14 protein-coding genes are annotated in these 13,700 nt (G+C 63.9%); 5 read left to right on the top strand and 9 right to left on the bottom strand.

Going from position 1 to position 13,700, the window contains the following annotated elements; all coding sequences use genetic code 11:
* Positions 1–15: 15 nt before the first annotated feature.
* Genes fliF through KUW62_RS15895 form a run of 5 tightly spaced genes read left to right on the top strand, consistent with a single transcriptional unit; the run spans position 16 to position 3,907 of the window.
* Complete coding sequence (gene fliF, locus KUW62_RS15915) at positions 16–1,764, top strand: flagellar basal-body MS-ring/collar protein FliF (RefSeq protein ID WP_224816445.1); 1,749 nt, start codon at positions 16–18, stop codon at positions 1,762–1,764.
* Positions 1,761–2,393 carry a hypothetical protein gene (locus KUW62_RS15910; RefSeq protein WP_224816444.1) on the top strand — a complete coding sequence of 211 codons (633 nt, stop codon included), beginning with the start codon at positions 1,761–1,763 and terminating at the stop codon, positions 2,391–2,393. Before fliF ends, KUW62_RS15910 begins: the two co-directional genes overlap by 4 nt.
* Positions 2,393–2,677 carry a FliM/FliN family flagellar motor C-terminal domain-containing protein gene (locus tag KUW62_RS15905; RefSeq protein WP_224816443.1) on the top strand — a complete coding sequence of 95 codons (285 nt, stop codon included), beginning with the start codon at positions 2,393–2,395 and terminating at the stop codon, positions 2,675–2,677. Before KUW62_RS15910 ends, KUW62_RS15905 begins: the two co-directional genes overlap by 1 nt.
* On the top strand, positions 2,664–3,392 hold the full coding sequence (gene fliP, locus KUW62_RS15900) for a flagellar type III secretion system pore protein FliP (RefSeq protein WP_224816442.1): 729 nt from the start codon (positions 2,664–2,666) through the stop codon (positions 3,390–3,392). The genes KUW62_RS15905 and fliP overlap by 14 nt, the downstream gene beginning before the upstream one ends.
* A gap of 35 nt (positions 3,393–3,427) precedes the next feature.
* Positions 3,428–3,907 carry a hypothetical protein gene (locus tag KUW62_RS15895; protein ID WP_224816441.1) on the top strand — a complete coding sequence of 160 codons (480 nt, stop codon included), beginning with the start codon at positions 3,428–3,430 and terminating at the stop codon, positions 3,905–3,907.
* A gap of 158 nt (positions 3,908–4,065) precedes the next feature.
* On the opposite strand, the gene KUW62_RS15890 is transcribed toward KUW62_RS15895, so the two are convergent.
* From KUW62_RS15890 to KUW62_RS15850, 9 genes are all read right to left on the bottom strand, one after another.
* A complete protein-coding gene (locus tag KUW62_RS15890) occupies positions 4,066–5,166 on the bottom strand; it encodes a flagellar basal body P-ring protein FlgI (RefSeq protein WP_370632925.1) in 1,101 nt (366 codons plus the stop codon).
* A complete protein-coding gene (locus KUW62_RS15885) occupies positions 5,166–6,176 on the bottom strand; it encodes a flagellin (protein WP_224816439.1) in 1,011 nt (336 codons plus the stop codon). The genes KUW62_RS15890 and KUW62_RS15885 overlap by 1 nt, the downstream gene beginning before the upstream one ends.
* Positions 6,173–7,636, bottom strand: a complete 1,464-nt coding sequence (gene flgK, locus KUW62_RS15880) for a flagellar hook-associated protein FlgK (RefSeq protein ID WP_224816438.1) — start codon at positions 7,634–7,636, stop codon at positions 6,173–6,175. The genes KUW62_RS15885 and flgK overlap by 4 nt, the downstream gene beginning before the upstream one ends.
* A 33-nt stretch (positions 7,637–7,669) precedes the next feature.
* Positions 7,670–8,968: a flagellar hook protein FlgE gene (locus KUW62_RS15875; RefSeq protein ID WP_224816437.1), complete on the bottom strand. Its 1,299-nt coding sequence runs from the start codon at positions 8,966–8,968 to the stop codon at positions 7,670–7,672.
* A gap of 111 nt (positions 8,969–9,079) precedes the next feature.
* Complete coding sequence (locus tag KUW62_RS15870) at positions 9,080–9,916, bottom strand: flagellar motor protein MotB (protein ID WP_224816436.1); 837 nt, start codon at positions 9,914–9,916, stop codon at positions 9,080–9,082.
* Positions 9,917–9,973: 57 nt separating this feature from the next.
* Positions 9,974–10,306, bottom strand: a complete 333-nt coding sequence (locus KUW62_RS15865; RefSeq protein WP_224816435.1) for a hypothetical protein — start codon at positions 10,304–10,306, stop codon at positions 9,974–9,976.
* A 7-nt stretch (positions 10,307–10,313) separates the two neighbouring features.
* Positions 10,314–10,934 (bottom strand): hypothetical protein, encoded by a 621-nt coding sequence (locus KUW62_RS15860; RefSeq protein ID WP_224816434.1) that lies wholly within the window; start codon positions 10,932–10,934, stop codon positions 10,314–10,316.
* 12 nt (positions 10,935–10,946) lie between these two features.
* Positions 10,947–13,187 carry a xanthine dehydrogenase family protein molybdopterin-binding subunit gene (locus tag KUW62_RS15855; protein WP_224816433.1) on the bottom strand — a complete coding sequence of 747 codons (2,241 nt, stop codon included), beginning with the start codon at positions 13,185–13,187 and terminating at the stop codon, positions 10,947–10,949.
* A gap of 3 nt (positions 13,188–13,190) precedes the next feature.
* Positions 13,191–13,649, bottom strand: a complete 459-nt coding sequence (locus tag KUW62_RS15850) for a (2Fe-2S)-binding protein (RefSeq protein WP_224816432.1) — start codon at positions 13,647–13,649, stop codon at positions 13,191–13,193.
* Positions 13,650–13,700: the final 51 nt, after the last annotated feature.

The following is a 13,700-nucleotide window of genomic DNA, read 5'->3' as shown; positions in this document are numbered from 1 at the left end:
GCGAAAGGTGCTGCGGTGAACACGCTGCTTGAGCTTTGGAATGGGATGGATGGCCGCCGCCGTGGCGTTCTGATCGGGGGAATTGCGGCGCTTGCCGTCGTCCTTGTCATCCTGACACGCATCGCATCTCAACCGTCCTATGCATTGCTATATTCCGGTCTCGACCCCGCCGCCGCCGGAGAGGTGGTGGAAGCGATTTCCGCCCGTGGCGTGGCGCACAGGGTGGAAGGTGATTCGATCCTTGTGGATGCAACGGAACGGGATGCCTTGCGCATGGCGCTGGCCGGTGAGGGGCTGCCGGCCAACGGGCCGCAGGGCTATGAACTGCTCGATTCGCTGTCGGGCTTCGGCACGACGTCGCAGATGTTCGATGCCGCCTACTGGCGGGCCAAGGAAGGGGAGCTCGCGCGCACGATCATCGCGTCCCCGGCTATCCGGGCGGCGCGGGTGCATATCGCCAACCCGTCATCCGACCCGTTTCAACCTACGCGGGAGGTCACGGCATCCGTCGCGTTGCGCCCCGCGGCTGGCGGTCTCGCGCCCGGCCATGCGCAGGCCCTGCGGTACCTCGTGGCGTCGTCCGTGCCCGGCCTGAGCCCGGAAAACGTGATCATCGTGGATGCAGATTCGGGCCAGGTCATGGGCGCACAGGATCAGATGTCGCCCGTCGCCGATGCCGCTGGCCGGGGGGAGCAGCTGCGCCAGAATATCGAGCGTCTTCTCGCCGCCCGTGTCGGGCCGGGGAATGCCGTTGTCCAGGTCTCCGTCGAGTTGGAGATGGCGCGCGAAACGATCCTTGAACGCGTAATCGACCCCGAAAGTCGCGTGATTATCGCAACCGATACCGAGGAGCTTGATAATTCCTCGACCGATGGGGCGGGCGCCGGCGTGACCGTCGCCTCCAACCTTCCCGATGGAGATGCGGCGGGTGGCGAAAGCTCCTCCGCGCAGACCACGGAATCCCGTGAACGCGTGACCTTCGACATGTCCGAATTGCAGCGGGAGCTGGAGCGGGAGCCCGGTGCCGTGCGCCGGATCACGGTCGCCGTGTTGCTCAACGGCGTGGAAAATGTCAGCGCTGACGGGATAGTTTCTACAATCCCCCGCGCAGCGGAGGAAATCGAGCAACTGACTGAACTCGTCCGGTCCGCCGTCGGGTACGACGCGGAGCGGGGGGATCAGGTCACAATACAATCCATGGCTTTCGATGAGGCCGCGATCACCGATCTGTCGGAGCCGGGGTTTGCCGATAGGTTGAGTATCGACCTTGGTCGCTTGCTTCAAACGGCTCTGCTTGCAGTGGTCGCCCTTGCGATCACATTCGGGCTGTTGCGTCCGATGCTGGCGCGACAGACGGCCAGTGCAAACACGCCCTCCGCCCTCCCTGGTACCGGATCGACCGCCATGGCGGGCCTGCCTGCCCCCGCCCGGTCCAGCGATGCATCCGCGCCGAATGCATCCGAAAACCCGAACAACCTGCCCGCCACACGTCCCACGGAATCCGCAAATGCGACAGGCGGTTCTGCGCGGACAGCAAACGGCGAAGAGGAAGCGGGTGAGACGGCGCAGATCGCGTCACTCGGGTCGGCGTTTGACGATGCACTCCCAATGATGATGGCAGGCGCCACCGTCGGCCCGAGAGAACAGGACCTGGAAAACCTGGACCCGGTGGATCGCCTGCGCCGCCTGATCTCTGAACGGGAGGATGAAACCGTCCAGATTTTGCGCAGTTGGATGGACGAAGACGAGGAAACGGCCCCATGACCCGTTCCCTGACCCTTCCTGATTTTGGCGAGGCGCCAACGGATCCCGGATTCGGGCCGGCCCCTGCCGCGATGTCGCAGGCGCAAGAGGGCGGTCAGGACGTGGATCAGCTCGACGCCTATGACAATGGCTACAAGAGCGGCTGGGCGGATTGCGCTGCCGCCGAAGCGGAGGAGCGGAAGTCCGTCAGCGCGGATTTGGGCCGTAATCTCAAAGACGCTGAATTGACCTTCGACGCCGCCCGGCGCGATGTGCTGGCCGCGCTCGGTCCCCTGTTCGAGGATATCGCGTCAACAGTTCTGCCGGAACTGGCGGCGGCGGCCATTGCGCCCACCGTCTTGGCCGAGTTGACCGCCTTGGCGGAAAATCAGGCCGAGGCCCGGATCGAAATCGTCGCAGCCCCGGGTGACTGTGCCAGCCTCCAGCGCTTGGTGGAAGATCAGGGTTTCGAGGTGCGCGTGCGTCCGGAGCCTGCATTTGCGGAAGGTCAAGTGACCCTCCAGGCCGGTGCCACGCGCCGGGATCTCGACGTGACGGGCGCGGCCCGCCGCATCGCGGAGGCGATTGTCACCCTGAACCGCACCGAACCGCCCCCATCCGATCAATGGACCGATAAAGGAGCCGCCTGATGTCCGAGCCTTCTTCCCAATCCGCGCGTGCCTCCGCGTTTCATTCCGTCCCGATCGAGATCCGCGTCTGCGTGGGCAAGGCACGCCCGCGCCTGTCAGAGATGCTGTCAATGGATCCCGATACCGTTCTGCCGCTCGATCGTCGGATCGAGGACAAGGTGAGCCTTTGGGTCGGTGACAAGATCATCGCCGAGGGGGAGTTGGTGGAACTCGATGGCGACCGGGCCGGTCAGCTTGCCGTGCGCGTGACCGACCTGATGGACGGTGGTGATGCCGCGGTCTAGGCCCACGCTCTTTCTTCTGTTCGTGGCGATGGCAGTGTTGTGGCCCGCCTTCGCGTCGGCGCAGGAAGTGACCCTTGATCTTGGGGACGAAGGCAGCCTGACGGCGCGCACCTTCCAGCTGATTGCGCTGATCACGCTCTTGAGCCTCGCGCCGGGTCTCGCCGTGATGGTGACGTGCTTTCCGTTCGTCGTGACGGTTCTGTCCATCTTGCGACAGGCGATCGGGCTACAGGCTTCGCCCCCCAACATGCTGATCGTCAGCCTCGCACTTTTTCTGACGTATTTCGTCATGGCCCCGGTTTTCGAGGAGGCCTATGCCACCGGCATCGCACCGCTGATCGCCGGGGATTTGACACCCGACGCCGCGATCCCCCTGATCTATGAGCCATTCCGGGGCTTTATGTTGAATCGCGTCGATCAATCGACATTGGTCAGCCTGGCGGAACTGCGCCCCGGCACGGATGCAGAAAATCCTGACGCCTCTGTCCTGATCCCGTCCTTCATGCTGAGCGAGGTGGAGCGGGCGTTCCAGATCGGCTTTCTCATCTTCTTGCCGTTTCTCGTGATTGATCTGGTTGTCGCGGCCATTCTCATGTCGATGGGCATGATGATGGTGCCACCCGCGATCGTGTCCTTGCCCTTCAAGCTTGCCTTTTTCGTCGTTGCGGATGGCTGGGCGCTGATCACGGGCGCGCTCGTGCGAAGTTATTTCTGACGGGCGAAGACGCCCCCCTGGCCCGGAGACTGCCGATGCAAAATCATTCTGAACCAACCCGCGTGGGCTCCGTGTCCCGAAACGAGAAGCTGAGCGCGCTGGCCTCTCTCCTCGGTCCGGAGGCGTTGGCCAAGCTGCGCGTGGATGCGCCCGACGCGGATGCGCAGGAGGTCGATCAGGCCCGCGTCGATTGGCACCGCAACAAGTTGTTGGAACGGTTGCGGCAAAGGCAATCCAGACCGGGCACGGGGGAGGATCGCGTGATCGACCCGGCAACGCCGCCACTTTCGCAAACGGCCACGCAGGCAGATGACCCGAACCAAATCCCTGCCGGAGCCGGTCTGGATCAAAGGCTGGCGCGAAACGTCAGTGGGTCCGGATTGGCCGGTGAACACCCCGCCGTGATCGCGCGCCTTCTTGGGACACTCGCCCGGCCCGCGCGGATCGAAGCGTTGCGGTCGCTGCCCGGACCGATGGCGCGCGGCATCGTGCAACGGTTGCGAGAGCTGCCGTAGCCATTGGGGGTGCGGCGCGATTGCGGCTCGTTTAGGCGGGCCAAACATGTGTTGCACCGGGCAAGAGGCTAAACCGGACAGGCATTTGGGCGGCGCACTCGCAATCGGGCGCCGCCTTCATCTTCGAGAATCAGCCGGGATACGACAGCAAACGCACCCTATCGCACGATGAACTCCGCATGGAGCGCACCGGCAGCCTCGATGCTGGCGAGAATGTCGATCATGTCCCGGGGTGAGACGCCAAGCGCATTCAGCGCGCCCACGACTTCGGACAGGGACGTCCCTCCGCTGACCTCGGCCAGGCGCGAGCCGGGTTCCTCGATCAAAGCGGCCTCCGTGCGGGGCAGGACGACGGTTTCTCCTTCCGAGAAGGGGTTGGGTTGCAGAGCGATCGGTGCCTCCTCGATCCGGAGGGTCAGATTGCCCTGCGCCACGGCCACGCGACTGATGCGTACGTCCTCTCCCATGACAATCGTACCGCTGCGTTGGTCCACGACCACCCGCGCGCGCGTTTCCGGTTCAACCAATATGTTTTCGACCCTCGTGATCGCGTGGGCGGGGGATGGTGCGTGGGTACGCTCGATGTCCAGAAGGACGGTGCCCGCATCAAGCATCGCCGCCACCCCCCGGCCGAATTCCGTGTTGATGGCCACTTCAATGCGCGCGGCAGTCGTGAAATCGGGGGAGCGGAGCGCGAGGCGGATCTGCCCCATCTCTGTAAAGTCGAATGCGACTTCGCGCTCCACCCGGGCACCGGTGGGGATCACGCCCGCAGTGGGGACGCCCTGCACGATCTCTGCACCGTCCCCTTCCACCGACGCCCCGCCTGCGATGACCGCACCTTGAGCCACGGCATAGATCTCCCCATCGGCAGCGGTCAGAGGAGTCATCACAAGCGTGCCACCAAGCAGGCTGTCGGCATCGCCGATCGCCGATACGGTCACGTCGATCTGGCCGCCCTGCCGCGCAAAGGGCGGCAGGGTTGCAGTGACGATCACGGCGGCCACGTTTTGCGGGCGGAACTGCTCTCCCGTGACATTGACGCCAAGGCGCTCGAGGATGTTGACCATGATCTCTTCGGTAAACGGAGCGTTGCGCAGCCCGTCACCGGTGCCGTTCAAGCCAACGACAAGGCCGTACCCGACCAGATCATTGCCGCGTACGCCGTCGAATTCCACCAGATCCTTGATCCGGATCGGTGTCGCCAGCGCACTTGTGGCGACGCTAAGCGCCAAGACGAGAAGTGTGAAAATTCTGATCACCGGATGAACTCCGTAAGGCTCAACCGCGACAGGCGCGCGGTGAGGATGTAAAGGCTTTCCAATCGCGTATTCACCGTCTCTAGGTCGGTTGCGGTTCTGTAGGGGTCCGCTTCGACCAGCCGACCGTATTCGATCTCAAGGCTGGCCCGCGCGGCCTGGGAGGCGACACGAGCCTCCTCGATCCGGGCCTCTTCCGCGCCGAGGGCGGCGCGGAGCGTGATAAGCTGCCCTTCGCCGCGCTGCATCTGTTCCGCCGCACCGGTCACGAGGGCGCGCTTCTCAGTCTCATCAAGGGGCGCGGCCTCCTCTTCCGCCAAGGCCACCAATGCCAGACCGATCAGGCTTTCACGGATCGCCGGATCAAGGGCGGTCACCCCGGTTTCCGCCGATCGGCCTTCACCGAGGAGCACTTCGGGCGCGGCCCCGGCCCCCCCCTGCCATGCCATCGTTTCGTATCCGCCGCCGGGAGACATGAACCACGCGCGCACATCTGCCTCGGCCGTTGCGGCATCGGTTGTGGTTCCGACCAGAAGGCGCAATTCATCGAGGATTGCCTCGCTTCCCGCCAATGGCGTCGCGTCGGGTTCGTCGGCGGAAAAGAGACTTCGGCCAGCAAGCCGAGTGTTCAGGGCATCGACGGCAGCGTCGAACCGTTCTGACCCGTTTGCGAGGGTCAATTGGATGTCGTTCCAACTGCCCGCGCCCGTGACCGAGAGGAGCTGCGGCGCAAACCCGTCGAGTTCCGCCGCGATACGGCCCAATGCGGATTGACGCCCCTCCGCCGCGATGGAGGCTTCCGCCACGGAGGCGCTGAAGCTCGCATTCAGGCGAAGGCTGCGGGCGATATCGGCAAGGGTGGAGAAGTCGCCACCCAAGGCGCGCCCGATATCCGCCGTCTTGCCGGACGACAACTCCCCGGTGAGGCGAACGAGGTCGGATTTCAACTGTGCGCTGTCCCTGCGCAGCATATGGAATTGCGCGAGATCGCCGTAGGTCGTCAGGCTCATCGGGCGATCCTCATCAATTCATCCATCATCTCTTCCGCAGCGGTAATGACACGTGCATTGGCCGCGAACATCTGCTCGACCATCAGAAGGCGCTGAAGCTCATCGTCACTGTCCACTCCGCCCGCCCTCTCCGCCGATTCCAGGGCGGAGTGACGGGCCGCGATCTGCGCCAACTCGCTTTCGGCTGCTGACCGGCGCAATCCGGCCGCCGACAGGTTTTCCGAGATCAGCCCGGCGGCCGACCGTGCAGCGCCCGAAAACCCGCCCGACACCGTGGGTCGCAAGGCGGCAAGGGCATCGACTTGTGCCGTTAGGAATGTCGCATTGCCGGTGGGGCCCTCCGCGGTAGCTCCGATGCCGTCACGCAATCGCCACACCGCGCCGCCCTGATCGGGGTCGACGGCCACGTTGATCCGCAGGCGACCCGCCAGTCCGATCTCGTTGGCCGGGATGGCAAGATTTCCAGCATCCGTGAACAGGCCCGGGGAGCCGGTCGCGATGGTGCCGTCGAGCCCTGGGGCATCGAACCGCTCCACCAAATCGCGCGCCACGGCGTCGAGCCGGGCCTGCGCCTCCGGCGCCCATTGGTCGCGCAATTGGAACATGGCCTGCAATTCGCCGCCGCCCAGTGCCGGGTAAGCGCCATCCATCGAAAGCGAACGCCCGTTGAGCGTCAGCCCTGACAGATCACCATTCGCAAGCGTCATATCGGCCGCGATGGCGGCCACCGGTGTGAACCCAAGGGTCGCCGGGCGGACATCCAGCAAGGCCTCCCCGTCATCGCTGTAGAGGTAGAGCGCGCCCGCCTCATCCCGACGCGATTGCAGGGGGATGAAGGGGACGATCTGTTCGACCAATTGGGCTTGGGCGTCGAGGAGGGAGGCCGCCTCGCCCCCGCCGGCCTGCGCGGCGACGATGCGTGTGTTGAGGTCGGCAAGGCTTTCTAATGCGCCGTTGATGCGGTCGACCGTTATGGCGATCTGGCCGTCCGCTTGCAGCCGCTGCTCTTGGATGCCGTTCGATACGTCGTTGATCCCCGTCGCCATGGATTGCGCGGCAAGGACCGCGCTGGACAGGTGGGACTCGTTCCAGGGCGCGTTTGCGGCTGTGATCAGCTTGCCCTCGAAATCCGCCACCCTCGCCGACAAATTTCCGACGGCGTCCGGCGCGCCGATCAAACCCTCCAGCTGTGCCATGAAATCCGCGCGTGCGCGGCTTGCGCCGAGATCAGCCTCCGCCACGCGGCGCTGACCGATCAGCGCCTCGTCCGAATACCGGGTCACACCGACGACGGAGACGCCCGCACCGGCATTGCCGATCACGCGCGACGCGGTGTCGAGCCGCCTTGTGCCATAACCGTCGGTCATCGCATTGGCGATATTCGATGAGATGATGTCGGCCGCCCGAGACGAGGCGGAGAGGCCGGACAAGGCATTGGACAGCGCGGAGGAAATGGACATGGCGTGGGATCAGGGGAAACGAACAGCCGCGGATCAGCGGATGATGTTCGTCGTCTCCTGCAGCATTTCATCGACGGTCTGGATGATCTTGGCGTTGGAGGAATAGGCGCGCTGGGTTTGGATCAACTGTGTCAGTTCAGCGGCGACGTCGGTCGCCGATTCTTCCCGCGCGTAGCCGACCATTTCACCCGTGGGCCCATCGCCCGCGTTCCACAGGAAGAACGGGCCGCTGTCCGGAGAGATGGAATACGCCTGATTATCAAGCGATGTCAGGCCGTTGATGTTCGGGACGTCCACGATCGGGATCTGGTAGATCGGACGCGTCATTCCGTTGTCGTAGACCGCGTGGAGCGTGCCATTTACGTCGACCTCCAGCGTTGTCAGGTCGCCCACGGCAGACCCGTTCTTGACCACCGGCGCACGGGAGAAATTGTCGCTCAACTGCGTCAGGCCACCGGGTGTGCCGGGAATGCCGATGGACATCTCCATCGGCCCACCCGCAACGGTCAGGTCGAGTATGCCGGTTGTGGCATTGAAGGCGCCGCCGGAATTGACTGTCACGTTGAGCAGGTTGCCGCCATTGCCGCGCGCATCGTCGAATTCAAGCGTGTAGTTCCCGATCACGGCACCGCCCTGGGCGGAATCCCGGATCTCCATCGTCCAGGTATGCGACATGCCGGATGTGGGAATCGTGGGCGTGTATTCGATCTCGAGGAATTGCGACGTGCCAAGGTTGTCGAAATATTCCGCCGACATGATCAGGCTATCGCCGCCACCGGTTTCGTCGGTCTCGGTCGCGGGCAGATTGACCGTCAGCTCCATCATCGTGGTCGGATCGCCCGCGAATTGATTTGCGTTGATCTGAATCGGTTCGAGCCCGTCGAACGTGTCGCGCGGGAAGGTCGGGATCGACCCGTCAGGATTGGCGGGCCACCCCATCAGCACCTGTCCGGTCGATGTCACCAGCCGCCCCTCGGAATCGGGCCGGAATGACCCGGTTGTTGCAAGATGAACGGTTTGGCTGCCAGTGCTGTCGAGCCCGGCAAAGGGCGTGACGGGCAGGAAGCCGCGCCCGGAAATGGCAAGGTCGGTCGGGTTGTCGGTGGCGATCAAGGTGCCGCGCTGGTCGATCATCCGACTGACCGTGGCGCGCACACCACCGGCGGAATAGGACCCGTCGGATTGCGTAATGACCATGGAGTGGAAATCTGCGACGGCCCGTTTGTAGCCGTATGTGCCGGAATTGGCGATGTTGTCTGCGATGGTGGCCAGGCGGTTCGCGTTAACCGTCAGGCCTGCCACGCCGGAATTGAGCGAGGAGGAAATCGTCATCTCATGCGCCTTTCTGCTGCATCTCGAACTTCGGGGCAGCTTGCGCCGTGGCGGATTAAGGCGAGGCTAACAGATAAAATGCGCCGTATTTTCAGCGGGTGGCGGTGACGCTCAGCGGTCGTTGCGCAGCAAGATGATCTCGATCCGGTCATTGCGCGGAGAGATCGGAGGATCAATCGCAGGCTCACGGTCGGAATGGCCCGTCACGCGCACGACGCGTTGGCCATCCAGACCCGCCCGTTCCAGCATGGTGCGGATCAGTTGTGCGCGTTCGGTGGTGCGTTGCCAGCCACTTGCGCTGGCGCGCACCAAGGGTTCGGTCGCGATATGCGCCTCCACAGCAACGCCGTTGGTGACGGTATTGAAAAGGTCCGCCATCGTCTCCATCAGTTCCGCCATCCAAGGTTGCGGAGCACCGGTATCGGCATCGAACAGCGGCGCGCCGGGACGAGAGAAGATCTCGATGATCAATCCTTCGTCACTCAATCGCGTTTCGATATGCGGGCGGGCCAGGTCACTGACAAGGCTATCGCCGCCTTCGCCTGTCAGGGAGCCTTCGATTTCCGAAAGTTCCGCGCTGTCGGCGGCATCGTCCTCGTGCTCGGTGCCCTCCAGGCCCAGGGCCTGCCGCCCCTCCGTCGGGCGAAGGCTGGTGGCGCCAGTGCCGTCCTGGGCCAGTACCTCTTCTGAAAACGGGCTATCCCCGCCGAACGCGCCGTCCCCGCCGCCGGAGATCCGTGCCACGGGTATGGAGGGGCTGAAGTAATCGGCCAGGCCCTTCCGCTGGTTTTCCGTCGTGGCGTTCAACAGCCACATCAGCATGAAGAACGCCATCATCGCCGTCACGAAATCCGCATAAGCCACCTTCCACGCGCCGCCGTGGTGGCCGCCATCGCCGGACACTTTCTTTCGCTTTATAATCAGCGGACGCAGTTCGTTTTCGGCCATAACCGGAAGCTCCTGAAGCGACCGGAAAGGTTTACGCCGAAACCCGTGAACAGAGTTTTAAGGCCGTGCGGGTGCCGACCAGAGCAGCCGAATGAGCGTGAGCGCGATCAACACATCAACCACCACGATGGCCGCGAACAGCCAAGCCACGGGTCCCGGTGGGCCACCGACAGCCAGCGTCATCGCGGCGCTGATCCCGAAGAGCGATGTGAGAAACGTAACATAGGCCGCCAAGCGCCATTCACGGAACAGACCGAACGCCAGCGCGGCCCAGATCAGCCCGCCCAGAAGGCCCGCAGAAAGCGGTGCCCCGAACGGCAACGCCGCGAAATGCAGGACCGCGCCGAAGGCGGCGAAGACCGAAGCGGTCAGATAGAGACGGTTTCCCATTGGTCCCTCACTGATCGTGCGGGCAGGGATACCCGGCCACGCCCCAGGCAAGGACGTCATTCACATGCTCTTGCAGGGAATAGGGCGCCGGTTCACGTCCGCCACCCGGCGACCACGCCCAATGCAGGATAAGGTCATGTTCCAGATGGCTGGCCAGCGCGATCATATCCCGGTCACCATTGCGGGCGGGATCACGCAGCTGGGCGCAGATTTCCTCCGTGCTGCGCCCGAACCATTCGGCTTCGACCGGGGGCAGCTGCCACGTCATCGCCACTTGCGGGGCCATCTGCGGCGCATTGTTGCCACCGCCCTCGCTGTAGGCGTGGCAAGTCTGGCATTGAACGTACTCCGCCCCGATCCTGCTTTCGCCCGCGTTGATGTTCATTCCGTGGGGCCGCGTGCGGCCGTAGGAAGGTCCAGACCACATGGGGCGATTGTCTGGCCCGACATGGCAATTGGAACATCGCGGATGGGACGTGACCTCGAATATGCGCCCCCACGCCGCCAGCCCTTCGGCCTGGGTGATGGAGCCTTCTGCGGGCGGATCAATCACGACATCGGTGCCGTCGGCAAGGGCAAGGCCGGCGGCCCCGATCACGGCAAGTGCGAGGATAAGCGGGTGTTTCATCGACCAATCCCCCTAGACGAAATCGATGTGGTTCCAGAACGGCATCTCTCGGATGCGCTGTCCGGTGGCGGCGAAAATGGCATTGGCCAGCGCGGGAGGCGTGGGTGGCACAGGCGGTTCCCCGATGCCGCGAATGTGTCCGTTCTCCAGCCCACGCACGAAGATCTCCGGCGTCTGATGCATCCGCATTCCTTCATGGGCGTGGAAGTTGGTCTGCTCGGCAATCCCGTCCGAATATGTAATCTCCGAATTGATCGCGTGACCAAGGCCCCAGACAACACCGCCCTGCACCAGGTTCTCGAAATTCACCGGATCCACGACGCGCCCCACATCCGCGGCGATCCAGACCTTGTCGATGCGGATGCCTGCCGCCGTTTCCGTCACCTCGACCACCTCCGCGGTGGGGACGCCGAAGGAATGCACGAAGGCAACGCCGCGACCTGTGCCATCGGGCAATGCCTCGCCCCAATTCGACATCTCGCCCACGGCTTCCAGCACGCGCAGGCTGACATCATCGAGGGTGCAAAGGCGGATGCGTTCTTCCAGTGGATCGGCACCGGCGGCATGGATCAGCTCGTCAAGAAAGCTCTCCGCGATGAATCCATTGGCCGAAGCACCGACGGACCGCCAGGAGGAGACGGGGGAAAGCCCCTCCACCGCGTAGGTGCGCACGCGCGCGTTTTCAAACCCGTAAGGTTGCTGCCATACGCCCGCCGCCAATTGCGCATCCGGGCCCGGAACAGATTGGCCCATCCGGCTCATCTGAGAGCGGATCACGGAAGGTGCTGCGATCTGGGCGTCAAAGCTGACAACCTGGCCATTCACGACCGCGCCACGCCCACGTCCCATCGTGATCTGACGGGGGAAATCCTGGGCGAAATCATCCTCGCGGCTATAGGTGAGCTTCACCGGCCGACCAGGCATCTGCATGGCGATTTCCGCGGCTTGCCGAACGTAGTCGAATTCCAGTCGATGTCCGAAGGAGCCGCCGGAATATTGGTTGTGCAGCGTGATCTGTTCCGCCGTGTGCCCGGTGATCGCGGCGACCTGCTGTTGCAGGAAGCGGGGCATCTGGTGGCCGGTCCAGACCTGTACCTCGTCCTCTTCCACAAGCACGATCGCATTGAGCGGTTCCAGCGGCTGATGCGCAACATAAGGCACGCGATATTCGGCCTCCATCACCTCCGCACCCGGAATGTCCGCGTCCACATTGCCGGTATTGAGCCATTCGCTGTCCAGGCGTTCTTCGGTAAAGCTTGCCTCAAGGGCCGCCCAATGTTCGGCCTGCTCTGCGGGATAAGCGGCTGGTGCCCAATCGAACTCGATCGCGTCCAGGGCCTGCATTGCATACCACGTGTTCGAGGCGACAACGGCCACACCACCGGTGATCTCCACCACCTGTTCCACGCCTTCCATCGCCTCGGCAGCGCTCGCATCGAAGCTGTTGAGCGCCGCGCCCTTGCGGGGGTTCATGCGAAGCGATGCGCGCGCCATGTCCGGCACGTCAAGGTCGATGCCGTATGCCAAAGTCCCGGTAGATTTCGCCACGATGTCGATCCGGGGCATGTCGTTGCCGATCAAACGCCACTGGGACGGATCGCGCAGGGGTGTGTTCTGTACCGGCTCAAGCGATGCGGCCTCCGCCGCCAAATCGGTGTAGGGCAGGGCGGTTCCGTCCGGCAGATGCACCGCGCCGCCTTCGGTGCGCAGGTCGGTCACGGCAATGCCGGTTCGCCTGCTTGCGGCCAGTTTCAGCGTTTCCCGCGCCATCGCGCCGGCCTCTCGCAGCTTGATGAAGCTGTCGGGTGTGGTCGTCGAGCCGCCCGTGGCCTGAACTCCCATCACTTTCACAAGGGACGAGACGGAGGTTCGCATTGTCCGCGCCCCGAAGCTTTCGTCCCACGGCAAGAGGGGCGCGCCTTCATTGGCCATCGCCGTGTTCCAGTAAGCGGCAGCGGGTTGACCGAATTCGGTTTCGAATTCACCCCAGGTCAGGTCCAACTCTTCCGCGATCAGTGCGGCCTGCATGGAGGCCACGCCCTGCCCGATATCGGCGTGCGGCGTGATCAGCGTGATCCCGGTTGCATCAATGCGCACCCAGGGATTGAACGCCGCCGCGCCGTCAGCAAGTCCGTCGAGCAGCGGATTATCGTGGGGCCGCTGCACCATGTAGGTGCCGAACGCCACGCCGCCCGCAACGGCGGCGGAGCCTACGAGGAATGCGCGGCGGGTGAAGGTTTTCAGCTTGCTCATCCCTCACCCCTCCAGATTGCGGGCGGCGGTATGGATTGCGGCCCGGATCCGCGGATAGGTGCCGCACCGGCAAAGGTTGCCCGACATCACGAGATCAATATCTTCATTCGTCGGCGCAGGGTTGAGATCCAGAAGGGCTACGGCCTGCATCACCTGGCCGGACTGGCAATAGCCGCATTGCGCGACCTGATGCTCGACCCAGGCCGCCTGCACCGCGTGCAGCGCCTCGGGCGTCCCCAAACCCTCTATCGTGGTAACGTTCGCCCCGGCCAGGTCGCCAATCCGCGTCTGACAAGACCGCGCCGCGATACCGTCGATATGGACCGTGCAGGCCCCGCATTGCGCAATACCACATCCGAATTTCGTGCCGGTGAGGCCCAGCTCCTCTCGCAAGACCCAGAGAAGCGGCATGTCGGGCGCGACCTCGACCTCCCGCAATTCGCCGTTCACGGTCAGTTCCATGTGGGGCCTCCGTCCATTGGTCTGGTGTCATCTGGTCGGGATCGGCCAAAG

The sequence above is a fragment of the Hasllibacter sp. MH4015 genome (assembly GCF_020177575.1).
In the GTDB taxonomy this organism is placed as follows: Bacteria; Pseudomonadota; Alphaproteobacteria; order Rhodobacterales; family Rhodobacteraceae; genus Gymnodinialimonas.
The sequence above is the reverse complement of the archived record's forward strand: the minus strand, read 5'-3'. Positions and strand labels throughout refer to the sequence as shown.